The sequence below is a fragment of the Aureimonas sp. SK2 genome, assembly GCF_029813115.1.
GTDB lineage: Bacteria > Pseudomonadota > Alphaproteobacteria > Rhizobiales > Rhizobiaceae > Aureimonas.
The window spans coordinates 179,433-201,519 of the sequence record NZ_JAPZDS010000008.1; the positions used below are offsets into that span (position 1 = coordinate 179,433).

A 22,087-nucleotide genomic window follows, 5' to 3' on the forward strand; every position below is an offset into this window, starting at 1 on the left:
GTCATCCCGCTATGCAATAAACCGCCGTCCGGCCCCTGCCGGACGGCTCCCCCGCTCCACTTAACGCAACGGCGCCTCGACGGCCGGCAACGGCTCGAAAGGGCGCCACCCACGCGGGCGCGCATGGCTGCCCGCTTCTTCGCATCGGCATGGGGCACGGCGGGCATGAGCGGCGGCGACACCTTCTCCTTCGATACGAGCTGGGGCGCGCGCTATGCGCCCGAGGGCAGCCGTTTCCGGCTCTGGGCACCGAGCGCCCAAAGCGTCGAACTCGCGGTCGCCGAGGTGGACAGCAACGAGCCCGACCACTTCCAGCCGCTGACGAAGGGTGACGACGGCTGGTGGGAGACGGTGGCGACCTCCGTCGGCCCCGGCATGTCATACGGCTACCGGATCGACGGCGAGAAGCTGGTGGCCGACCCCGCCGCCCGCGCCCAGTCCGGCGACGTCCACTGGCTGTCGCGCCTGGTCGATCCGCGCTCGCACCAGTGGCGCACGGCCGACTGGAAGGGCCGGCCCTGGCACGAATGCGTCTTCTACGAGCTGCATGTCGGCACTTTCACCGAGGAAGGCACGTTCGATGCCATCATCCCCAAGCTCGAACACCTGCGCGACATCGGCGTCACCGCGATCGAGCTCCTGCCCGTCGCCCAGTTCGGCGGCCAGCGCGGCTGGGGCTACGACGGCGTGCTGCTCTACTGTCCGCATAAGGTCTATGGCGGGCCGGAAGGGCTGAAACGCCTCGTCGACGCGGCGCACGAGCGCGGGCTGATGGTGTTCCTCGACGTCGTCTACAACCACTTCGGGCCGGACGGGAACTACATCCCGTCCTACATCCCGGAGTTCTTCCACGAGGAGATCTCGACCCCCTGGGGCGCCGCCATCGCCTATGACGAGAAGCCGGTTCGCGACTTCATGATCGAGAACGCACTCTACTGGCTCACCGAATACCGGATCGACGGGCTGCGGCTGGATGCGATCGACTCGATCAAGGACACGACCGACGTGCCGCTGGTGAAGGAACTGGCCGCCCGCGTGCGGGAGGTCGTCACGGACCGCCATGTCCACATCACGACGGAAGACGACCGCAACATCACCTGGCATATCGAGCGCGCGGACGACGGCTCGATTCCCCTCGTGTCGGGCGAATGGAACGACGACTTCCATCATACGGCCCACGTGATCGCGACGAGCGAGCAGGAATCCTACTATACCGACTACTCACCCAAGAGCGCGGAGCAGATGGCGCGCTCGCTCGCAACCGGCTTCGTGTTCCAGGGCGACATGTCGGAGCATCGCGACCGGGAAGTCGGCAACCCGTCCGGCCACCTGCCGCCGACGGCCTTCGTCAACTTCATCCAGAATCACGACCAGATCGGCAACCGCGCCTTCGGCGATCGGCTCCGCTCGCTCTCCTCGGCGCGCGTCTACGACTGCGTGCAGGCGATCCTCCTCCTGTCGCCGCAAATCCCGCTGATGTTTCAGGGCGACGAGTTCGGCGACTGCAACTCGTTCTGCTTCTTCACCGACTTCGACGGCGAGCTCGCGAGCGCGGTGTCGCTCGGGCGGCGCAAGGAGTTCCGCAAGTTCGCGGCCTTCGAGGACGAGGAGGCCGCCGAGGTGTTCCCCGACCCCAACCTCGAACGCACCTTCGAGATCTCGCGCATCGACTGGGATCTCGTGACCCGCCCGATCCAGCGCCGCCGCATGCAGGTGACGACCAAGCTTCTGAAGCAGCGACAGGACGTGCTGATGCCGCTCCTCGACGGCGCGCGAGGGGGCTGCGGGCGCTTCTTCGCCGAGGGCCTTCGCTTGGTGGTGTCGTGGGAGCTGCAGCCGGGCCGCGTCTACCACCTCTTCGCCAACCTGTCGGACGACGCCTGGACGATGCCCGACAGCGCGGAAGCATCGAGGATCGCAGGCTCGGAGATCGTCTACACCAACCACAAGTCGGCGCCGGAGACGCTGGGCACGGGCGAACTGCCGGGAATGACCGTGCTCTTTGCCCTGTCGGACGCGCAGCTCTTCTCGGGAGTGCGCTGATGGCCGGGAACGCGCTCGACCGGCTGGCGGAAAGCCACGGCATCCAGATCCGCTACAAGTCCGAACTCGGCGAGGCGAAGGAGATCCCCGACGCCGCCAAGGCGGCGCTCCTCAAGGTGCTGAAAGTCGATCCGGAAACGGGCGAGGCGGGTTCCTTCGCCGAGGCCGAGCATCGGCCGTCGCTGGCCTGCTCGCTGCCGGAGGGCGCCGACCGGCGGAAGCGGTGGGGCGTCACCTGCCAGCTCTACGCGCTGCGCTCGGCCCGGAGCCTCGGCATAGGAGACTTCGTGGATCTCGGCCACCTCGCCGAGATCGCGGGCGCGGAAGGGGCGAGCTTCGTCGGCGTCAACCCGCTCCACGCGCTGTTCCTGTCGGATGCCGGCCGCTACAGCCCCTATTCGCCCTCCACCCGTCGCTTCCTCAACCCGTTCTACCTCGCGGTCGATGCCCTGCCGGGCGGCGCGCAGGCGATCGAGGCGGCGCGGCAGGAGATGCCGGACGCGTTCGAGGCGCTGGGTGGCGATCTCGTCGACTATGGGGCGATGGGCGCGCTGAAAGCTCGCCTCCTGCGGGCGGTCTATGAGGCCTCGCGGGGCGGGCTCGACGCGGATGCCGACTTCCGGGCCTTCCTCGAAAAGGGCGGCGACGCCCTTCGCGACTTCGCCCTGTTCGAGGCCATCTCGGCGCACATGCGGGCCGAGGGCGGCAGCGCCGGCTGGCACCAGTGGCCCGACGCCTTCCACAAGCGCTCGGGCGAGGCCGTTCGCGCCTTCGAGGCGGGCCACGCCGACGACGTGCGCTTCCACGAGTGGCTGCAGTTCCAGTGCGACCGCCAGCTCGCGGAGGCGCAGCGCCGCGCCAAGGCCGCGGGCATGGCGATCGGCCTCTATCTCGACTTCGCTGTCGGCGTCTCGCCCGACGGGGCGGAGACCTGGGCCGATCCGGACCTGACGGTGCGCGAGGCGCGGGTCGGATCGCCGCCGGACATGTTCAATTCGGACGGGCAGGACTGGGGTCTCGCGCCCCTCTCGCCCCGTGCGCTGGCCGAGCGCAACTACGCCCCGCTCAGCGCCGCCTATGCCGCGCTGATGGAGCATGCCGGCGCGATCCGCATCGACCACGCGATGGGCCTCGCGCGGCTCTGGTGGATCCCCGAGGAGGCCCGATCCGGAGGCGGGGGCTACATGCGCTACCCGCTCGGCGCGATGGTCGATGCCGTCGCGCGCGTCTCGCAGGACAATGGCTGCATCGTCATCGGCGAGGATCTCGGCACCGTGCCGGAGGGCTTCCGCGACGTGATGCACGACGCCAACATCCTCGCCTACAAGGTGCTCTATTTCGAGCGCTGGGAGGACGGGCTGTTCAAGGCGACGGGCGAGTATCCCGAGCGCTCGCTCGCCTGTATCTCGACCCACGATCTCGCGACGCTCGCCGGCTGGTGGCGCGGCGCCGACATCAAGCTGCGCTCGGAGACCGGGCGCCAGGACGAGAAGGCGACACAGCGCGACCTCGCCTCCCGCGCCCGCGAGCGCAAGACCCTGCTCGCGGCCCTCCAATACGAGAACCTCCTGCCGCCCGACCTGATGGCGGCCGCCCGCGACGAGGGCGAACTGCCGCCCGACCTCGGCCAGGACCTCGCGCTCGCCGTGCACCGCTTCGGGGCGCGCACGGGCTCCATGCTCTTCGCCATGCAGGTCGAGGACATGGTGCTCGCCGAGCGCCAGCCCAACCTGCCCGGCACGATGGACGAATATCCCAATTGGCGCATCCGCTCCGATGTCCCCCTCGAGGACCTCGGCTCGGACGAGCGCTTCCAGGCGATGGCGCGCGCGATGCGCCAGGAAAGACCGGAGACCGCATGAGCCGACCCCTCGTCGCAACCTATCGCCTCCAGTTTCGCGAGGGCACGGGCTTCGGGGAGGCCGAAGGGTTGATCCCCTATCTCCGCACGCTCGGCGTCAGCCACCTCTACGCCTCGCCGATCTTTAAGGCATCGCCCGGCTCCACCCACGGCTACGACGTCGTCGACTACAACCATTTCGAGGACGATCTCGGCGGCGACGCGGGCTTCACCAGGCTGTCCGACGCGCTGGGCGCGGCCGATCTCGGCCTGATCCTCGACTTCGTGCCGAACCACATGGGCGTCTCGCCGGCCAACGCCTGGTGGGAGGACGTCCTCCGCTGGGGGCGGGACAGCCATTTCGCCGAGACCTTCGACATTTCCTGGGAGGCCGAGAAGATCCTCGTGCCCACGCTCGGCAAACCCTACGGCGAGGCGCTGAAGGACGGCGACCTGTCGGTGGTCTACAACGAGGAGCGCCGGGAGCTGCGCTTCTCGGCCGGCGGCTACGAGCTGCCGCTCGATCCGCGATCCTTGAGCCATCTCTTCGCCTTCGTCGAGCACGAGGAGCGCGAGCGCATGGTCCGACGCTTCTCGGCCGCCGTGCCGGCCGACGGCGAGGAACTGACCGAGCGCTTCGCCGAGCATGTCGCCGACCCCGGCTTCCTCGCCGCGCTGAAGCGGGGCGTCGAGGCGATCAATGCCGACCGGGATGCGCTCCACAAGCTGCACGAGGCGCAGGCCTGGCGCCTGGCCTGGTGGCGGCTGGCGCGCGAAAAGCTGTCCTATCGCCGCTTCTTCGAGATCGCCGACCTCATCGGCGTGCGTCAGGAGATGCGCCGGGTCTTCCGCGAGTCGCACCGCACGATCCTGCGGCTGGCCCGCGAGCGGCGCCTCGACGGCATCCGCATCGACCATGTCGACGGCGTCGCCGATCCGAAGAACTACCTCGCCGACCTCGCCCGCGCCTTCGAGACGATCGGGCGCGACGTGAAGATCCATGTCGAGAAGATCCTGACCGGCCCCGAGCGCCTGCGCCGCTCCTGGAACATCGCCGGCACCACGGGCTACGAGTTCATCACCGCGCTCTCGGGCCTCTACATCGATGCCTCGAAAGAGGCGGCGATGACGCAAGGCTATGCCGACTTCGTCGGGACGGAGGAGGACCTCCGCCAGATGATCGTCGAGCAGAAGCGGCTGATCTTCAGCCACAACCTCGCGGGCGAGCTCGCCTTCCTCACCGACACCGCCCTTTCGGTCGCCGCGCGCGATCTCGACACGCGCGATTTCGGCCGGGATGCGATGACGCGCTCGATCGTGGAAGTGGCTGCGGCGCTGCCCGTCTACCGCACCTATGCGAGCGTCGACGGCGTGCCCGAGCCCGACATCCGGGTGATCGACGATGCGGTGGCGCTTGCGCAGGCGCGGCGCGAGGTGGAGGCGAACCGGCCGGTCGCCTTTGTCGGACGCCTTCTCAAGCTCGACTTCGAGGACGGCCCGGACGTGACCGGCGCGCTGACCTTCGCCCGGCGCTTCCAGCAGACGACGGGCGCGGTGATGGCCAAGGCCGTCGAGGACACGACCTTCTACCGCTACAACCGCCTGATCGCGCTGAACGAGGTGGGCGGCGAGCCCGACCATTACGGCGCCGACGTTCCCGCCTTCCACGAACAGATGGCGATCCGTCTGGAAGACCAGCCGGAAGGCCTGATGGCCTCGTCCACCCACGACACCAAACGCGGCGAGGACGCCCGAGCTCGCCAATACGCGATCAGCGAGGCGCCGGAGCGCTGGGCCGGGATCGTCGCGAAGGCGGCGAAGGCGATGGCCCCGTGGCGCAAGGATGTGCGCGAGGGGCTGGTCTCTCCCGACCCGGCCATCGAATGGGGCTTCTACCAGGCGCTGCTCGGCGTCATCCCCGCCGACTTCGATCCCGCCGACGAGGCGATGCGCCGGGAACTGTCCGAACGTCTGGCGGCCTTCGCCGAGAAGGGCGCGCGCGAGGCCAAGCGCTACACGACCTGGACGGCGCCCGACGAAGCCTACGAGGGGGCGCTCAAGGGCTTCGTCGAGGCGGCTCTCTCCAAGGCCGAGAGCGGCACCTTCCTCGCCAGCTTCTGGCGGGAGGTTCAGCCCTTCGTCGTCGCGGGCGCGCTGACCTCGCTGTCTCAGACGCTGATCAAGCTCACGGCGCCGGGCGTGCCCGACATCTACCAAGGCACCGAGTTCTACGACCTCAGCCTGGTCGATCCCGACAACCGGCGCAAGATCGACTTCAAGGCGCGCGAAGCCGCCATGACCGACGGACACGGCATCGCCGAGGCTCTGCCCGATTGGCGCGACGGACGGGTGAAGGCCAAGCTGACGGCCGCGGCGCTGAAGGCCCGGATCAAGGCGCCGGCGCTCTTCACCACCGGCCGCTATCTGCCGCTGGACGTGACCGGCGAGAAGCGCGACCACGTGGTGGCCTTCGCCCGGGCCGACGGGGAAGGGCGCTTCGCGATCACGGTCGCGCCGCGCCTGACGCTCGGGCTCCTCGGCGAGGGCGCCGAGGTGCCGATGCCCAGTCCCGAGGCCTGGGGCGACACGGCCGTGCGCCTGCCCTCGCAGCTTTCGGGCGCGCGCTTCGAGGACATCCTCAACCTGAAATCGGTCTCCGGCGCGGCGTCACTGCCGCTGTCGGCGCTCTTGGCGGACCTTCCGGTCGCGCTATTGATAGCCGACTGAACGAGCGGGCGGGCCGATCCGCCCGCTTCCCGCACCGCGCGAAGGAAGCACGCCATGCCGATCCGCACCGTCGTCTGGAACGAGTTCCTCCACGAGCACGAGAACGCGGCAGTCCGCTCCATCTATCCGGACGGCATCCACCGCACGATCGCCGACGCGCTGTCGCAGGACGGCGGGATCGAGGCGACGACGGCGACCCTCGAGGAGCCCGAGCACGGGCTGCCGCAGTCGCGGCTCGACGAGACGGACGTCCTCGTCTGGTGGGGGCACAAGGCGCACGGACGCGTGTCGGACGAGATCGTCGACCGCGTGCAGCAGCGCGTGAACGAGGGCATGGGGCTCCTCGTCCTTCATTCCGGCCATTTCTCAAAGATCTTCAAACGGATGATGGGCACGCCCTGTTCGCTCCGCTGGCGCGAGGCGGGCGAGCGCGAGCGGCTCTGGGTGATCAACCCCTCGCACCCGATCGCCCAAGGCATCGACAAGGCGATCGAGCTGCCGAACTCCGAGATGTACGGGGAGCCGTTCCTGGTGCCGGAGCCGCTGGAGACGGTCTTCGTCTCCTGGTTCGAGGGCGGCGAGGTGTTCCGGTCGGGCCTCACCTACCAGCGCGGGGCGGGGCGCATCTTCTACTTCGAGCCCGGCCACGAGACCTATCCGATCTATCATGACGCCCAGATCCAGACCGTCCTGCGAAATGCGGTGCGCTGGGCCTACAACCCGGCCAAGCCCTGGAAGGACGTCTCCAACGCGCCCAACGTTCCGATCGATCAGGCGCGAGAGAGGATCGAGAAGAAGGGCCTCTCGCTGCACGAGGCCGGCGAGGAGGGCTTCCGGTGAGCGCCGAGAAGCGGATCCTGATCCTCGGCACGGGCGGCATCGCGCATCGTCATGCCGAGCACTTCGCCACCATCCCCGGCTGCAGGCTCGCGGCGGCGGTCGACACCAACGAGGTGCGCGCCCGCCTCTTCGCCGACGAGCATTCGATCCCGGAAGCCTTCGGCTCGCTCGACCAGGCGATCGCCTGGGGTGAGTTCGACGCCGCCGTGAACTCCACGCCGGACGGCGTGCACAAGGCGACGAGCCTCCAGCTGATCGCCGCCGGCAAGCCGGTCTTCTGCGAGAAGCCGCTGGCGGTGAACTACCCGGATGCGCTGGAAATGACGAAGGCGGCGGAGGGCGCCGGTCTCGTCAACATGGTCAACCTCACCTACCGCAACGCCCATGCGCTCCAGATGGCACGGCGCATGGTGGAGGAGGGGCGCATCGGCACGATCCGCCATTTCGAGGCGAGCTACCTCCAGAGCTGGCTGACCAGCCCGCACTGGGGCGACTGGCGCAGCGACGAGCGGTGGCTCTGGCGCCTGTCGTCGGCCCACGGCTCCAAGGGCGTGCTCGGCGATATCGGCATCCACATTCTCGACTTCGCCTGCTTCGGCACGGGTCTCGGCGTCGCCGCGCTCCAGGCCCGGATGAAGACCTACGACAAGGCCGAAGGGGGCCGGATCGGCGCCTATGCGTTCGACGTCAACGACAGCGTGGCGATGACGGTGGAGATGGAGAACGGCGCGCTCGGCACCGTCCACATGACGCGCTACGCTACGGGCAAGCTCAACGACCTGAACCTCGCCATCTACGGCGAGACGGGCGCCCTGCGCATCTGGGCCAACCATCTCGACTCGCGCCTCGAGGCCTGTCTCGGAGCCGATATCGAGACGCAGACCTGGCGCCTCGTGGACTGCCCGGTCACCCCGCGCAACGAGCATCGCTTCGCCATGGCACTGATGTCGGGCGTCAACGGGCAGCCGGACTTCCACCATGCGGCGGAGGTTCAGAAACTGCTCGACCTGTGCTTCGTCTCCGACGCGGAGGGACGCTGGCTGGAGGTCGAGCGGCCGCACTCGGCAGGTTGAGCAACAGCGCGAAAATCTTTTGCGCGTCACGCCGGTTTCACGATTTCGCCGCAATGGGCGATGGCATCGAACCACCATCACGCGGCATGCCCGCCGGTAAAAGAAGATGATCGAAAACAGGGATTTGGCGCCGTTGCGGCGGTGCACATAAACGGACTATCAACCGACATGCGCGATGTTGCGCATGCCGACCGCCCTCAACACGAATACGCGCCCTCCGGGGCAAACGATCGCCAGATCGCGACGCCGGCTCGTCCCTGTTCCCGCACCCTCGAAGCCGCACTGCGATGCATACCGGAATCCTTCTCGCGTTCCTCGCGTACCTCGCCTATTCCTGCTCGGACGCCGCCGCCAAGGCGCTGGGCGCCTCCCATATGCCGGTCTTCGAGATCGGCTTTTTCATCTCCCTCTTCGCGCTGTTTCCGGCTCTGCTTTCGAAGCGCCCGGAGGACACCTGGCGCTCGATCGTCTGCCCCAAGCGCCCCTGGCTGGTGCTGGCCCGCATGGCCACCGGCACGATCGGCGGCATCACAGCCACCTACGCCTTCGTCTCGCTGCCGCTGGCCGAGGCTTACGCGCTGATCTTCCTCCTGCCGGTCTTCGTGGCCGTGCTGTCGGCGCTGTTCCTGAAGGAGGTCGTCGGGCTCGGGCGCTGGGCCTCGTTGCTGGGCGGCCTTGCCGGCGTGCTCCTCGTCGTTCGGCCGGGCTTCAACGCCTTGTCGCTCGGGCATCTGGCGGCGCTCGCCTGCGCCTTCGTCGGCGCGCTCACCGTCATCATCCTGCGCACGCTGGGACCGACGGAGAAGCGGTTGACGCTGGTCGGAGCGGTGCTTCTGGCGGCGATCGGCGTCAACGGCGTCCTGATGATCCCGAACTTCGTGGTCCCGTCCGTCGCGGACGTGCCGATCCTCGTCTTCGGCGGCCTGTGCGCCGGCATCGGCCACATCGCGATCGTCATGGCGGCGCGCGTCACCCAGGCCAGCCGGATCGCGCCCACGCAGTACAGTCAGATCGTCTGGGCCGCCGTGCTCGGCGCCCTGTTCTTCGGCGAGGTGCCGGACCCGATCGCCGTCGCCGGCATGGCGCTCGTCGGCTTCTGCGGCCTCTCGACGCTTGGCGCGGGCTCGGCCGACGCCAAGTCGCCCGCCCGAAGCTGGCGTGCCCGGTTGCTGCGCGCCTGACACGCCCGCCCTCTGGAAATGAAACCCGAGCCCGCCCGCGTCTCCGCGCCGGCGGGCTTCTTCTTGTGGGGTGACCGGCCTATCTCCCGCAGCCGAACCGGTTCTGCAGGAGAGGCATCATGGCCAAGCTCATTCATTCGATGATCCGTGTCCGCGAAGAAGCGCGCTCGGTGGACTTCTACGCCCGCGCCTTCGGGCTGGCGGTCGCCGACCGGCTGGATTTCGAAACCTTCACGCTGGTCTACGTGTCCAACCCGGAAAGCGGCTTCGAGCTGGAACTCACGATCAACAAGGATCGCGACCGGTCCTACGATCTCGGCGACGGCTACGGTCATCTGGCGGTCAGCGTGGCCGACCTCGGCGCGGAACATGCGCGCTTCGAGGCGGAAGGCCTCCAGCCGCAACCCATTCGCGAACTGTCGCATTCGTCCGGAGGCAAGGCGCGCTTCTTCTTCGTCAGCGATCCCGACGGCTACAAGATCGAGGTGCTCGAGCGGAGCTGGCGTTTCGCCTGACGGCGAAAGGACGCGTTCTCCCTCGGCGCGGTGCGGCGCCGCGTTGTTGCATTGCAACCGGCGCCGTTCTGTAATTAGCTCGCCGACCATCAAGTGACTCGTTCCGGGGGGAGCGCTCGTGCCCATATCCAAGATTCTGGTTGCCAATCGCTCCGAGATCGCCATTCGCGTGTTCCGCGCGGCCAACGAACTCGGTCTGAAGACCGTGGCGATCTGGGCGGAGGAGGACAAGTACGCCCTCCATCGCTTCAAGGCGGACGAGAGCTACCAGGTCGGGCGGGGGCCGCACCTTTCCCGCGATCTCGGGCCGATCGAGAGCTACCTGTCGATCGAGGAGGTGATCCGCGTCGCCAAGGAGTCCGGCGCCGACGCGATCCATCCGGGCTACGGCCTTCTGTCGGAAAGCCCGGAATTTGCCGACGCCTGTCGCGAGGCCGGCATCACCTTCATCGGCCCGACGGCGGACACGATGCGCAGGCTCGGCAACAAGGTGGCTGCGCGCAACCTCGCGGTCGAGGTCGGCGTGCCGGTCGTGCCCGCGACCGATCCGCTACCCGACGACATGGAAGAGGTGAAGCGGCTGGCCGACGGGATCGGCTATCCCCTGATGCTGAAGGCGTCCTGGGGCGGCGGCGGGCGCGGCATGCGTGCCATCCGCAAGGCGGAGGACCTCGCGCGCGAGGTGACGGAGGCCAAGCGCGAGGCCAAGGCCGCCTTCGGCAAGGACGAGGTCTATCTCGAGAAGCTCGTCGAGCGCGCCCGCCATGTCGAGGTGCAGATCCTCGGCGACACGCACGGGACGGTGGTGGACCTCTTCGAGCGCGACTGCTCGATCCAGCGCCGCAACCAGAAGGTCGTGGAACGCGCGCCCGCGCCCTATCTCGACGACGCCAGGCGGCGCGAACTCGCCGGATATGCCCGGACGATCTGCGCGGCGACGAACTATGTGGGCGCCGGCACCGTCGAGTTCCTGATGGATGCCGACACGGGCGCCTTCTACTTCATCGAGGTGAACCCGCGCATCCAGGTCGAGCACACCGTCACCGAGGAGGTGACGGGCATCGATATCGTCAAGGCGCAGATCCACATCCTCGACGGCCATGCGATCGGGACGCTCGAAAGCGGCGTTCCGCGGCAGGAGGACATCCGCCTCAACGGCCACGCCCTCCAGTGCCGCATCACGACGGAGGACCCCGAGCAGAACTTCATTCCGGATTACGGCCGCATCACCGCCTATCGTGGCGCGACGGGCTTCGGCATCCGGCTCGACGGCGGCACGGCCTATTCCGGCGCCGTCATCACCCGCTTCTACGACCCGCTTCTGGAGAAGGTCACGGCCTGGGCGCCTTCGCCGGAAGAGGCGATCGCGAGGATGCATCGCGCGCTGCGCGAGTTCCGCATCCGGGGTGTGGCGACCAACCTCACCTTCCTCGAAGCGATCATCACGCACCCGTCCTTTGCCGACAACAGCTACACCACGCGCTTCATCGACACGACGCCGGAACTCTTCGCACAGGTGAAGCGCCGGGATCGCGCGACGAAGCTCCTGACCTATCTTGCGGACGTCACCGTCAACGGCCATCCCGAAACGCGCGGACGCCCGAAGCCGCCGGCGGATGCGCGAAAGCCCGTCGCACCCCGCTTCGACAGGCCAATCCAGCCTGGCACGCGCCAGAAGCTCGAAGAACTCGGAGCCAAGGGCTTCGCCGACTGGATGCGGGCGCAGCGGGAAGTGCTCGTCACCGACACGACGATGCGCGACGGGCACCAGTCGCTTCTCGCGACGCGCGTGCGCACCCACGACATCGTCGGCATCGCCGATGCCTACGCCCGCGCGCTGCCGCAGCTCCTCAGCCTCGAATGCTGGGGTGGGGCGACCTTCGACGTCGCCATGCGTTTCCTCACCGAGGACCCGTGGGAGCGGCTGGCGCTGATCCGCGAAAATGCGCCCAACATCCTTCTCCAGATGCTGCTGCGCGGCTCCAACGGCGTCGGCTACACCAACTATCCCGACAACGTGGTGAAGCGCTTCGTGGCGGAAGCCGCGAGCGGGGGCGTCGATCTCTTCCGCGTCTTCGACTGCCTGAACTGGGTCGAGAACATGCGCGTCTCGATCGACGCGGTGATCGAATCCGGCAAGCTGTGCGAGGGCGCGATCTGCTACACGGGCGACCTCTTCGATCCCGCCCGCTCGAAATACGACCTCAAATACTACGTCGATCTCGCCAAGGAGATGGAGCGCACGGGCGCCCACATCCTCGGCGTGAAGGACATGGCGGGCCTCCTGAAGCCCGCCGCCGCGCGCACACTGATCAAGGCGCTGAAGGAGGAGGTGGGCCTGCCCATCCACCTCCACACGCACGACACGTCCGGCATCGCGGCGGCGACGATCCTTGCAGCCGTAGATGCCGGCGTCGATGCCGTGGACGCGGCGATGGACGCGCTCTCCGGAAATACCTCCCAGGCCTGCCTCGGCTCGCTCAACGAGGCGCTGAAGGGGGCCGAGCGCGACCCCGGCCTCGACCAGGACGCGATCCGCCGCATCTCCTTCTACTGGGAGGCGGTGCGCAACCAGTACGCCGCCTTCGAGAGCGACCTGAAGGGGCCGGCGTCCGAGGTCTATCTCCACGAGATGCCGGGCGGCCAGTTCACCAACCTCAAGGAACAGGCCCGCTCGCTCGGTCTCGACACGCGCTGGCACGAGGTGGCCAAGGCCTATTCGGAAGCGAACCTCATGTTCGGCGACATCGTCAAGGTGACGCCGTCCTCCAAGGTCGTCGGCGACATGGCGCTGATGATGGTGGCGCAGGACCTGTCCGTCGCCGATGTCGAGAACCCGTCGCGCGACATCGCCTTCCCGGACTCCGTCGTCTCCATGCTGCACGGCGATCTCGGCCAGCCGCCGGGTGGATGGCCAGAAGGGCTGCAGCGCAAGGCCTTGAAGGGCGAGGCCCCGATCACCGAGCGCCCCGGCTCGCTGATCCCGGACGCCGATCTCGAGGCCGAGCGTGCGAAGATCGAGGAGAAGCTCGGTCGGAAAGTCACGGATCAGGAGTTCGCCTCCTACCTGATGTATCCGAAGGTCTTCACCGACTTCGCCATGGCCGCCGACACCTACGGCCCGGTCTCGACCCTGCCGACGCCGAACTACTTCTACGGCATCGAGACGGAGGAGGAGATTCTCGTCGACCTCGAACCCGGCAAGACGCTCGTCATCCGCTCGCTCGGCTCGGCCGACACGGACGAGAAGGGCAAGAAGACGGTGTTCTTCGAGCTGAACGGCCAGCCGCGCCGGATCAAGGTGCCGGATCGGGCCAAGGGCTCGGGCTCGGGCGCGGCTCGCCCGAAAGCCGAACCCGGCAACGCGGCCCATGTCGCGGCCCCGATGCCCGGCGTCGTCTCGACGCTCGCCGTGCGGCCGGGACAAACGGTGAAGGCCGGCGACGTCCTCCTCTCCATCGAAGCGATGAAGATGGAAACCGCGCTCCACGCCGAAGCCGACGGCACGGTGGAGGCCGTCCACGTCAGGGCCGGCGACCAGATCGACGCCAAGGACCTCCTCGTCGTGTTCGCGGCGGCCTGACGATGCAGGGCGACCCGGCCTTCTGCCGGGTCTGTCCCGTTTGACGAAACGTGCATGAACGTGCATGAGGTCTCCGGGGAAGGGGGCCTCATGGGCGAAATTCTGCCGAACCTTCTGGCCGAACAGCGCCAGGCCGTGATCCGCGAATGGCTGCAGCGGGACGGGCGCGTCCTGGCGGCGCAGCTCGCCGTCAACTTCGGCGTCTCCGAGGATACGGTGCGCCGAGATCTTCGCGAACTCGCCGCCCGGGACGAGTGCCGCCGGGTCTATGGCGGCGCGCTGCCGCCGGCTCCGCTGGACGGATCGCTCAGCGAGCGCCGGGCGCAGGGCAGGGACCGCAAGACCCTGCTGGGTCGTGCGATCGCGCGCACGATCATGCCGGGTTCGTCCGTCTTCATCGACGCCGGCTCCACCAATCTCGCCGTCGCCGAGGCCCTGCCGGCGGATTCCGGCATCACCGTCATCACCAATGCGCCGTCGATCGCCTGCTCCCTGCAGGACAGGCCGGGCATCTCCGTGGTGCTGCTCGGCGGTCGGCTCGATCCGGCGAGCGGCGCCTGTCTCGGCGCGCAGACGCTGCGCGAGGCGGAGCGGATGAGGCCCTCCGTCCTGGTGCTGGGGGTCTGCGGCGTGGATGCCGAGGCGGGCGTGACCTCCCACGATCTCGAGGAGGCCGACCTCAAGGCATTGCTCGCCGCGCGGGCCGGCGAGATCGCGCTCGCCGCCACCAACGAGAAGATCGGCACGGCCGCATCCTTCTTCGTCGCGCCGATCGATCGGCGGGTGCACCTCTTCGTCGAACACGACTGCCCCGCCGACGCGCTTGCGCCCTTCGAGGCGCTCGGCACCGCCATCACCCGCGCCGAGACGGCGCGCGCCAGCCTGGGAACACGCTCATGACCGCCGACGCGCTTCGTCGCCCCGCATCCTGGCGCGACGCCTGGCCGCGCGAGCGGCTGGCCGTGGCCGGCGCCTTCCTCGCCAACGGGTTCGTGCTCGGCAACTGGACGCCGCAGATTCCGCTGTTCCAGCAGCGGCTGGGCCTGTCGGAGGCGCAGCTCGGCCTGATGATCCTGGCTTTCGGCATCGGCGCCGTGCTCGCCATGCCGCTTCTCGGCGCCGCAACCGCGCGTTTCGGCTCGCGCATGCCAACGCTCGCCATGCACGCGATCCTTGCCCTGTCGCTGCCCGTCCTCGTCCTGGCGCCGAGCGTGGCGGTCGGCGCCGTCGCCATTCTTCTCTTCGGCGCCGCCATGGGCGGCATGGACGTCGCGATGAACGCCAATGCCGTGTCCGTCGAGCGGCGGGGCTCGCGGGCGATCATGTCGTCCTGCCACGGCTTCTGGTCGGTCGGCGGCTTCATCGGCGCCTCGACCGGCGGCTTCCTGATCGTGGCGCTGGGAAGCGTCGGACACTTCCTGCTCGTCGCCGCCATCCTCTTGGTCGCCCTCGTACCGATCGGACGGGTCATGCTGGAAGACCGCGAGGCGAGCGGCCCGGCGGCGCCGACGGCCGAGGCTGGAGAGGCCGGCCCTGCGCCTTCTGCAGCGCGGCTGGCCGTGCTCGGCATCGGCTTCTGTGCTCTGTTCGGCATGGTGCCGGAGGGCGCGACGATCGACTGGAGCGCGATCTACCTGCGCTCCGAACTCGGCGCCGACGTCGCCATGTCCGGCTTCGCCTTTGCGGCCTTCTCGGCGGTGATGGCGCTGTTCCGGTTCCTCGGCGACGGGATCCGCGACCGGCTCGGCGCGGTGCGCACGCTGCGCCTCTCGGCGCTCGCCGGCATCGGCGCGCTCCAGGTGGTGGGTCTGGCGCCCAACCTCGCGGTGGCCATCCTCGGCTTCGCCCTGCTCGGCATCGGCCTGTCCAACATCGCGCCGATCGCCTTCTCGGCAGCCGGCAACGTGCCGGGGCTGAAGCCGGGTGTCGGGATCTCGATGGCGACCACGATCGGCTATTCCGGCATTCTGATCGCGCCGTCGGCCATCGGCTATCTCGCCGAGCATTTCGGCTTTCAGGCGGTCTTTCTGGGCCTCAGCATCTGCCTTCTCGCCATTCTCGCGCTGTCGCCTCTTGCGCGAGGCGCGGATCGGCCGTCGGCACACTGACGTCCGCCGACGGCTGAACGGGGAATGGTCAGATCCGTCCCAGAAGGATCAGGATCAGGACGACGACGAGCAGAAAGCCGAGGATGCCGCTCGGGCCATAGCCCCAGCCGCGCGAATAGCCCCAGCCCGGAAAGGCGCCGATCAGAAGCAGGATTAGAATGATGAGGAGAATGGTGCCGAGAGACATGCGAAACTCCCTGTGACGCGAGACTGCACCTCATCACAACGACGTTATGTCGCAGGGGTTCCGCAGTTCCGTGACGGAACCATCACGGTTCAGATCAGCACGGTGACCCAGATCACCACAAAGAACGTAAAAAGCATGGCAAAGGCGATGGCGGGGCGGTAGCTCCAGCTCCGCGACCAGGGCCACACCGGCACCAAGGCGGCCAGCATCACGAGCGCGAACAGGGCAAAGGCGGCGCCGGGCGTCATCGGATCTCCTAGGTGAGGGGCATTCGGCGGCCGGGATAGGGGGAGGGCGAGCGTCCCGCAAGCCCCGCATGGCCCATGTCACGGTCGCGACACGATGATCCTCTTTTCTTGGGCGCTCCGAACGGCGATATAGGCCTCGATCTCCCTTGCCTCGGGCGGGCCGTCGCACGGCCTCCGCCCCACGACCCTCGAGACGGATTCCGATGACGCTGCAAGCCCCCGTCGAACCGGTCCTGGCCGACCCCCTTCCGCGCCGCCGCACGGTGGGCGTCGATGTCGGCGGCGTCGTCGTCGGCGGCCCGGCTCCGGTCGTCGTCCAGTCGATGACCAACACCGACACGGCGGACGTCGATGCGACGGTGGCGCAGGTCGCCCAGCTTGCGAAGGCGGGCTCGGAGATCGTGCGCATCACGGTGGACCGCAACGAATCGGCCGCCGCCGTGCCGCGCATCCGCGACCGGCTGGCCCGGCTGGGGATCGACGTGCCGCTGGTCGGCGACTTCCACTATATCGGCCACAAGCTGCTCGCCGACCATCCCGACTGCGCGGCGGCGCTGGCCAAGTACCGCATCAATCCCGGCAATGTCGGCTTCAAGGACAAGAAGGACCGGCAGTTCGTCGACATCATCGAGATGGCGATCCGGCACGACAAGCCGGTGCGGATCGGCGTCAACTGGGGCTCGCTCGACCAGGAACTGCTGACGCGGCTGATGGACGAGAACTCGAAGCTCGACCAGCCGCTCGGCGCGCGCGCGGTGATGCGCGAGGCGATCATCCAGTCGGCCCTCCATTCGGCGGCGCTCGCCGAGGAGACGGGCCTCGCCCGCGAGCGGATCATCCTCTCGGCCAAGGTCTCCAACGTGCAGGACCTCATCGCCGTCTATCGCGACCTCTCGCGCCGCACCGACCACGCCCTGCATCTCGGCCTGACCGAGGCCGGCATGGGGTCGAAGGGGATCGTCGCCTCGTCGGCGGCGCTCGGCATCCTCCTGCAGGAGGGCATCGGCGACACGATCCGCGTGTCGCTGACGCCCGAGCCCGGCGGCGACCGCACCAAGGAGGTGCAGGTCGCGCAGGAGATCTTGCAGACCATGGGCTTCCGGCAGTTCATCCCCATCGTCGCGGCCTGCCCCGGCTGCGGGCGCACGACCTCGACGCTCTTCCAGGAACTCGCCGAGACGATCCAGACCGACATCCGCGTGAACATGCCGGTCTGGCGCGAACGCTATCCCGGCGTCGAGGCGCTGTCGGTGGCGGTGATGGGCTGCATCGTGAACGGTCCGGGCGAATCCAAGCACGCCGATATCGGCATCTCGCTGCCCGGTACCGCCGAGGTGCCGTCCGCGCCGGTCTATATGGACGGCGAGAAGGTCGCGACGCTGCGCGGCGCCAACATCGCCGCGGAGTTCCACCAGATGGTGCTCGCCTATATTGACCGCCGCTTCGGGCGGGCCGCCGCGGCGGAATGAGGCGGCGCTTCGGCCTCGTCGCGGCCGTTCTGGCCTTGGGTCTCGCCGGCGCCTCGGCCGCCGAGCCGAAGACCGACCCGCGTGTCGGGCGGATCTGCGACCTGATCGCCGAGAACGCGGCGGCCGTCGGCATGGCGCCCGACTTCTTCGCCCGGCTGATCTGGAAGGAATCGCGCTTCGACGAGGGCGCGCGCTCGCCGGTCGGAGCGCAGGGCATCGCGCAGTTCATGCCCTACACCGCCAAGCAGCGGGGCCTCGCAGACCCCTACGACAAGGAACAGGCGCTGCGCCATTCCGCGACCTACCTTCGCGACCTGCGCGCCGAGCTCGGCTCCTGGGGCCTGGCCGCGGCGGCCTACAACGGCGGCATCAACCGCGTGAAGCGCTGGATGGTCTCAGGCGGGCGCCTGCCTTACGAGACCGAGGACTACGTCTTGTCGATCACGGCCCAACCTGCTGCCTGGTTCCGCGAGGAGAAGCGTGAGGCCGAGGTAAAGCCGCTGGTGGCCGATCTGGAATTTGCGAGCGCCTGCCGCCGCCTGCCGATCCTGCCGACCCGCGCGGTCTTCGCCGTGGCCGAGAGCGCGCCGATGCGGCCCTGGGGCGCTCAGGTCGCGGGCCACCCGAACGAGGCCATCGCGGTGCGCATCTATCGCAAGCTGCAGGACCAGTATCCGGGCGTGCTCGGCGGCGTCGAGCCGATCGTGATGCGCACGCGGCCGATCTCCGGGCCGCGGCGCATCACGGCCGTTCGCGTGGGCGCCGATACGCGCGGTCAGGCGGAAAGCTTCTGCGCGAAATATCGCGGCGTCGGCGGCTCCTGCGTCGTCACGCGCAACCGGTAGGAGGCGGCATGGTCGAGGTCTCCTTGCGCGCCTATCGGTCGGAGGACGTCGATGCGGTCGCCGAGATATGGCACGCCGGCGCGAGCCTGCCCGGTGTCGGACCGCCTTCGCTGCCGCCTCGATCCGAATTCACGCCGCGTGTCGCGACCCATCTTGCGGTTCTTTGCCGGATCGTCGTCGCCGAGCGCTCGAGACTGATCGTCGGCTTCGTCGCGATGACCCCGGACGAGCAGGTGCTCGCCGAACTCTTCGTGCACACGGCGTCGCTCGGCGGCGGCATCGGCCGGCGGCTTCTGGACGAGGCGAAGCGTGCGATGCCCGGCGGCTTCACCCTCTTCACGCGTCCGACCAACACCCGCGCCTGCCGGTTCTACGAGGCCAACGGCCTCAGGCTTCTGCGCACGGACACCCATCCCCGCTTCGGTGACCCGATCGTGTTCTATGGCTGGATGCCGAGCTAGAGCCCGAAATGGCGCAGGAGCGCCATGGCGAGGACGCCGATCGTGACGCTGGCCAGAACCGACAGGCGCAGCGAGAGGAGACCGGAACCGACGATCACCAGCCGCTCGGGCCAGCCGCCGTCGACGAAGACGGGCGTGACGATGGTGATCAGCATGGCCGGAGGCACGGCGTCGAGCGCGGCCTCGACACGCGGCGGAATCCGCTCGAAGCGCGACAGGACGAGATGGCCGGCGACGCGCGTGCCGTAGGTGAGGACGGCGGCCAGAAGGGCGAGGAGCCAAATGTCGTTCACGGCGCGGCCCTTTTCGACGGGGTGCGCAGAACCGCCGCCGCGATGCCGGCAAGGCCGCCGAGCGTCACGTGCCAGGGCGAGCCGAGCGTCAGGTACACCGCGACCGATGCGATGGCGGCCGATGCGAAGACGACGCCAAACCCGTCCCGCCTGCGGAAGCCGAGCGTCAGCGCCAGGAAGTAGATCGGCAGCAGCACGTCGAGCCCGATCGCCCGCTGGTCGCCGATCAGCTTGCCGAAGACGATGCCGGCATAGGTGGCGACGAGCCATACGAGGTAGAGCGCCCCGGCATAGGCGAAGTAGAACCGCTTGGTGAGCGGGCGACGGGCGGCGCGCTCCTCGGCGGCGGCGAAGGTCGGGTCCACCAGAAGATAGAAGGCGAGCGCCTTTTCGGCCGTGTCGAAGCGCCCGAGCCGCCGCCCGATGGAGGCGGAATAAAGAACGTGCCGGAAGTTCAGCGCGACCACGGCGACGAGGATCGACCAGAGCGGCGTGCCGAGCGCCACGAGCTGGAGGATCACGAGCTGCGAGGCCCCGGCATAGATCGCGGCGGAGAAGCCCATCGCCTGAAGGGCCGTCAGCCCCGCGTCGATCGCCAGTGCCCCGAACACCATGCCGAAGGGGACGATGGCGACGAGGACGGGCAGAACCTCGCGCAATGCGTCGGCGATCTCGCCGCCACGGGCGTCCGGCGCTGGGCTCTCGCTCATTTGGCTCGCCATGCGACGAAGCGGGCGGTCTGGCGAAGCGTATCGGCGCGCGTTCCGAAGGGTTCGAGCAGTGCCTCGGCTTCCGCCACCAGCCGGTCGAGCTCGGCGCGGGTCCAGTCGATGCCGCGAAGGGCTGGCAGGGTCTTCTTGCCGCGGGCGGCGTCCTTGCCGGCTGCCTTGCCGAGCGTCGCCGTATCGGCCGTCTCGTCGAGAAGGTCGTCGGCGAGTTGGAAGGCGAGGCCGACGATCTCACCGAAGCGGCGCAGCGCCCGGCGGTCGGCCGGCGCCGCACCGGCCAGCACCGCCCCCGCCTCCGCCGCGAAGGCGATCAGCGCGCCGGTCTTCATGGCCTGCATGCGGGCGATCTCGGCCTCGTCCAGCGTGGTCGTCTCGGCCGCAAGGTCCAGCGCCTGGCCGCCCGCCATGCCGGCCGCTCCCGCCTCGCGCGACAGGAGGCGGATCAGGGTCAGGCGCGCGGCGGGTTCGATCGACGCCTCGCCTTCCGCCAGGAGGCCGAAGGCGAGGGTCAGAAGCGCGTCGCCGGCCAGGATCGCGGTGGCCTCGTCATAGGCGCGGTGGACGGTGGGGCGGCCGCGGCGCAGGTCGTCGTCGTCCATGGCCGGCAGGTCGTCGTGGATCAGCGAATAGCAGTGGATGCATTCCAGCGCCTGTGCGACGGGCGCGGCCTGGGCGGGCTCGGCGCCGAAGAGGCGCGCCGCCTCCTCCACCAGGAAGGGACGCAGCCGCTTGCCGCCGTCGAGAGCCCCGTGGCGCATGGCCGCGAGCAGCCGTTCCGGTGCGCCGGCCAGAAGCAAGGACGTGCCGGACAGGGCGGCGGCCAGACCCGATTCGGTGCGCGCGGCGGCCTGCGACAGGCGCTCCTCGAAGGACGGATCCACGGTCTGCCTCATGATCTGCGCATCCTTTGCGGCCGTCAGGCTGTCTTTCGCTCGCGCGGTTGTGTGTGCCCATCCCCGCGCAAGGCGGCAAGGGGAAAAGCTGCGTTGTTGCCGCGCTTTCCCGTGCTTTGCTAAGGAGGGCGGACACCGCCCGTCGCGCTCCAGGGATGACAGGACACGAATGATCCGACGCATGATCCATGCCGCCGCGTTCGTGATCGTGCTCCTGGCCGCCATCCCGCTGGTGCTGGTGCCGATCTACGCGCTGCCCTTCGTGCGCCCGGTATCCACCCTGATGCTGGCCGAGCATTTCAGCTTCCAGCCCTTCGACCGCGAATGGGTGCCCCTGTCCGAGATTTCGCCCGTGCTGGTGCGCTCGGTGATGATGTCGGAGGACGGGCAGTACTGCTTCCACGGCGGCGTCGACTGGAACGCCATGCGCACCGTCGTGGATCAGGCGATCGGCGACGGGGAGGCGAGCCGCGGCGCCTCCACCATCCCCATGCAGACGGTCAAGAACCTCTTCCTGTGGAACGGCCGGTCCTACCTGAGGAAGGGGTTGGAGCTGCCGCTCGCGATGTATGCCGATCTCGTCTGGTCGAAGAACCGGACCATGGAGATCTATCTCAACATCGCCGAATGGGGGAACGGGATCTACGGCATTGGCGCGGCCTCGCGCTTCTACTTCAACCGGCCGCCCTCGGAGCTCACCCCCCGGCAGGCCGCGCTCCTGGCCGTCTCGCTGCCGTCGCCACTGACCCGCGATCCCGCCAATCCCTCGGCCGGCCTGCGGCGCCTGGCGGGGACGGTGGAGGCGCGCGCACGCGCCTCCGGCGAGTATATCGGCTGCATCGACGGCGTATGAGCTTGGCGGTTTTCGCGGGGCCGCCCCTTTGCAAACCGGGCCGGGTTTGCTATGCGAGCCCTCGATTTCCCGTCAGTGCGAAGGGCAGGATCGATCCGAGGCAAGGGTCGGGCGCCGGTCGTCGGTTCGGGAAGGGCCGGGCGCACGTCGCGCCGACGGCTCGCCAAAGATGAACCTATTGAACGGCACGGGCGCCTTCG

At 68.8% G+C, this 22,087-nt stretch carries 19 protein-coding genes; 14 read left to right on the plus strand and 5 right to left on the minus strand.

Annotated elements, in window-relative coordinates; all coding sequences use genetic code 11:
* Positions 1-123 precede the first annotated feature (123 nt).
* The 10 genes from treZ to O5O54_RS12290 all read left to right on the plus strand — a co-directional run bounded on the left by treZ (position 124) and on the right by O5O54_RS12290 (position 15,910).
* Positions 124-2,043 (plus strand): malto-oligosyltrehalose trehalohydrolase, encoded by a 1,920-nt coding sequence (gene treZ, locus O5O54_RS12245; protein WP_279482061.1) that lies wholly within the window; start codon positions 124-126, stop codon positions 2,041-2,043.
* Entirely contained in the window at positions 2,043-3,905 is a 1,863-nt protein-coding gene (malQ, locus tag O5O54_RS12250; RefSeq protein WP_279482062.1) for a 4-alpha-glucanotransferase, read from the plus strand. Before treZ ends, malQ begins: the two co-directional genes overlap by 1 nt.
* Positions 3,902-6,610 (plus strand): malto-oligosyltrehalose synthase, encoded by a 2,709-nt coding sequence (gene treY / locus O5O54_RS12255; RefSeq protein ID WP_279482063.1) that lies wholly within the window; start codon positions 3,902-3,904, stop codon positions 6,608-6,610. Before malQ ends, treY begins: the two co-directional genes overlap by 4 nt.
* 54 nt (positions 6,611-6,664) lie before the next feature.
* Positions 6,665-7,450, plus strand: a complete 786-nt coding sequence (locus O5O54_RS12260) for a ThuA domain-containing protein (protein ID WP_279482064.1) — start codon at positions 6,665-6,667, stop codon at positions 7,448-7,450.
* On the plus strand, positions 7,447-8,523 hold the full coding sequence (locus tag O5O54_RS12265; RefSeq protein ID WP_279482065.1) for a Gfo/Idh/MocA family oxidoreductase: 1,077 nt from the start codon (positions 7,447-7,449) through the stop codon (positions 8,521-8,523). Before O5O54_RS12260 ends, O5O54_RS12265 begins: the two co-directional genes overlap by 4 nt.
* 287 nt (positions 8,524-8,810) lie before the next feature.
* Entirely contained in the window at positions 8,811-9,704 is an 894-nt protein-coding gene (locus tag O5O54_RS12270; protein WP_279482066.1) for a DMT family transporter, read from the plus strand.
* 119 nt (positions 9,705-9,823) lie between these two features.
* A complete protein-coding gene (locus O5O54_RS12275; protein WP_279482067.1) occupies positions 9,824-10,219 on the plus strand; it encodes a VOC family protein in 396 nt (131 codons plus the stop codon).
* A 118-nt stretch (positions 10,220-10,337) separates the two neighbouring features.
* Positions 10,338-13,802 (plus strand): pyruvate carboxylase, encoded by a 3,465-nt coding sequence (gene pyc, locus O5O54_RS12280; protein WP_279482068.1) that lies wholly within the window; start codon positions 10,338-10,340, stop codon positions 13,800-13,802.
* 54 nt (positions 13,803-13,856) lie between these two features.
* Entirely contained in the window at positions 13,857-14,702 is an 846-nt protein-coding gene (locus O5O54_RS12285) for a DeoR/GlpR family DNA-binding transcription regulator (RefSeq protein WP_279482069.1), read from the plus strand.
* The gene (locus O5O54_RS12290; protein WP_279482070.1) at positions 14,699-15,910 is read left to right on the plus strand and encodes an MFS transporter; all 1,212 of its coding nucleotides are present in this window, start codon (positions 14,699-14,701) and stop codon (positions 15,908-15,910) included. Before O5O54_RS12285 ends, O5O54_RS12290 begins: the two co-directional genes overlap by 4 nt.
* Positions 15,911-15,938: 28 nt before the next feature.
* Here O5O54_RS12290 and O5O54_RS12295 read toward each other — a convergent pair whose 3' ends face one another.
* Together O5O54_RS12295 and O5O54_RS12300 are read right to left on the minus strand one after the other, a co-directional pair.
* Positions 15,939-16,097: a DUF3309 family protein gene (locus O5O54_RS12295; protein WP_279482071.1), complete on the minus strand. Its 159-nt coding sequence runs from the start codon at positions 16,095-16,097 to the stop codon at positions 15,939-15,941.
* 89 nt (positions 16,098-16,186) lie between these two features.
* Positions 16,187-16,345, minus strand: a complete 159-nt coding sequence (locus tag O5O54_RS12300; RefSeq protein ID WP_279482072.1) for a hypothetical protein — start codon at positions 16,343-16,345, stop codon at positions 16,187-16,189.
* A 203-nt stretch (positions 16,346-16,548) separates the two neighbouring features.
* Between O5O54_RS12300 and ispG the strand changes: the two genes are divergently transcribed.
* Genes ispG through O5O54_RS12315 form a run of 3 tightly spaced genes read left to right on the plus strand, consistent with a single transcriptional unit; the run spans position 16,549 to position 19,120 of the window.
* The gene (gene ispG, locus O5O54_RS12305) at positions 16,549-17,814 is read left to right on the plus strand and encodes a flavodoxin-dependent (E)-4-hydroxy-3-methylbut-2-enyl-diphosphate synthase (RefSeq protein WP_279482073.1); all 1,266 of its coding nucleotides are present in this window, start codon (positions 16,549-16,551) and stop codon (positions 17,812-17,814) included.
* A complete protein-coding gene (locus tag O5O54_RS12310) occupies positions 17,811-18,659 on the plus strand; it encodes a lytic transglycosylase domain-containing protein (protein WP_279482074.1) in 849 nt (282 codons plus the stop codon). Before ispG ends, O5O54_RS12310 begins: the two co-directional genes overlap by 4 nt.
* 8 nt (positions 18,660-18,667) lie before the next feature.
* Positions 18,668-19,120, plus strand: a complete 453-nt coding sequence (locus O5O54_RS12315; RefSeq protein WP_279482075.1) for a GNAT family N-acetyltransferase — start codon at positions 18,668-18,670, stop codon at positions 19,118-19,120.
* Here O5O54_RS12315 and O5O54_RS12320 read toward each other — a convergent pair.
* The 3 genes from O5O54_RS12320 to O5O54_RS12330 are packed head-to-tail and all read right to left on the minus strand — an operon-like array spanning position 19,117 to position 21,034.
* On the minus strand, positions 19,117-19,413 hold the full coding sequence (locus tag O5O54_RS12320; protein WP_279482076.1) for an AzlD family protein: 297 nt from the start codon (positions 19,411-19,413) through the stop codon (positions 19,117-19,119). The genes O5O54_RS12315 and O5O54_RS12320 overlap by 4 nt on opposite strands.
* The gene (locus O5O54_RS12325) at positions 19,410-20,123 is read right to left on the minus strand and encodes an AzlC family ABC transporter permease (protein WP_279482077.1); all 714 of its coding nucleotides are present in this window, start codon (positions 20,121-20,123) and stop codon (positions 19,410-19,412) included. The genes O5O54_RS12320 and O5O54_RS12325 overlap by 4 nt, the downstream gene beginning before the upstream one ends.
* A complete protein-coding gene (locus O5O54_RS12330; protein ID WP_279482078.1) occupies positions 20,120-21,034 on the minus strand; it encodes a polyprenyl synthetase family protein in 915 nt (304 codons plus the stop codon). Before O5O54_RS12330 ends, O5O54_RS12325 begins: the two co-directional genes overlap by 4 nt.
* Before the next feature lie 169 nt (positions 21,035-21,203).
* Here O5O54_RS12330 and mtgA point away from each other — a divergent pair, with 169 nt between their 5' ends.
* Positions 21,204-21,887: a monofunctional biosynthetic peptidoglycan transglycosylase gene (gene mtgA, locus O5O54_RS12335; RefSeq protein ID WP_279482079.1), complete on the plus strand. Its 684-nt coding sequence runs from the start codon at positions 21,204-21,206 to the stop codon at positions 21,885-21,887.
* The last annotated feature ends 200 nt before the right edge of the window (positions 21,888-22,087 follow it).

Excerpts from the sequence above, each read along its gene's own strand:
- O5O54_RS12310 (WP_279482074.1), top strand. The coding sequence starts at position 17,811 with ATGAGGCGGCGCTTCGGCCTCGTCGCGGCCGTTCTGGCCTTGGGTCTC.
- O5O54_RS12260 (WP_279482064.1), top strand. The coding sequence starts at position 6,665 with ATGCCGATCCGCACCGTCGTCTGGAACGAGTTCCTCCACGAGCACGAG.
- treZ (WP_279482061.1), top strand. The coding sequence starts at position 124 with ATGGCTGCCCGCTTCTTCGCATCGGCATGGGGCACGGCGGGCATGAGC.
- O5O54_RS12270 (WP_279482066.1), top strand. The coding sequence starts at position 8,811 with ATGCATACCGGAATCCTTCTCGCGTTCCTCGCGTACCTCGCCTATTCC.
- O5O54_RS12275 (WP_279482067.1), top strand. The coding sequence starts at position 9,824 with ATGGCCAAGCTCATTCATTCGATGATCCGTGTCCGCGAAGAAGCGCGC.
- O5O54_RS12315 (WP_279482075.1), top strand. The coding sequence starts at position 18,668 with ATGGTCGAGGTCTCCTTGCGCGCCTATCGGTCGGAGGACGTCGATGCG.
- O5O54_RS12330 (WP_279482078.1), bottom strand. The coding sequence starts at position 21,034 with ATGAGGCAGACCGTGGATCCGTCCTTCGAGGAGCGCCTGTCGCAGGCC.
- O5O54_RS12300 (WP_279482072.1), bottom strand. The coding sequence starts at position 16,345 with ATGACGCCCGGCGCCGCCTTTGCCCTGTTCGCGCTCGTGATGCTGGCC.
- mtgA (WP_279482079.1), top strand. The coding sequence starts at position 21,204 with ATGATCCGACGCATGATCCATGCCGCCGCGTTCGTGATCGTGCTCCTG.
- O5O54_RS12290 (WP_279482070.1), top strand. The coding sequence starts at position 14,699 with ATGACCGCCGACGCGCTTCGTCGCCCCGCATCCTGGCGCGACGCCTGG.
- O5O54_RS12285 (WP_279482069.1), top strand. The coding sequence starts at position 13,857 with ATGAACGTGCATGAGGTCTCCGGGGAAGGGGGCCTCATGGGCGAAATT.
- O5O54_RS12325 (WP_279482077.1), bottom strand. The coding sequence starts at position 20,123 with ATGAGCGAGAGCCCAGCGCCGGACGCCCGTGGCGGCGAGATCGCCGAC.
- O5O54_RS12295 (WP_279482071.1), bottom strand. The coding sequence starts at position 16,097 with ATGTCTCTCGGCACCATTCTCCTCATCATTCTAATCCTGCTTCTGATC.
- malQ (WP_279482062.1), top strand. The coding sequence starts at position 2,043 with ATGGCCGGGAACGCGCTCGACCGGCTGGCGGAAAGCCACGGCATCCAG.
- ispG (WP_279482073.1), top strand. The coding sequence starts at position 16,549 with ATGACGCTGCAAGCCCCCGTCGAACCGGTCCTGGCCGACCCCCTTCCG.
- treY (WP_279482063.1), top strand. The coding sequence starts at position 3,902 with ATGAGCCGACCCCTCGTCGCAACCTATCGCCTCCAGTTTCGCGAGGGC.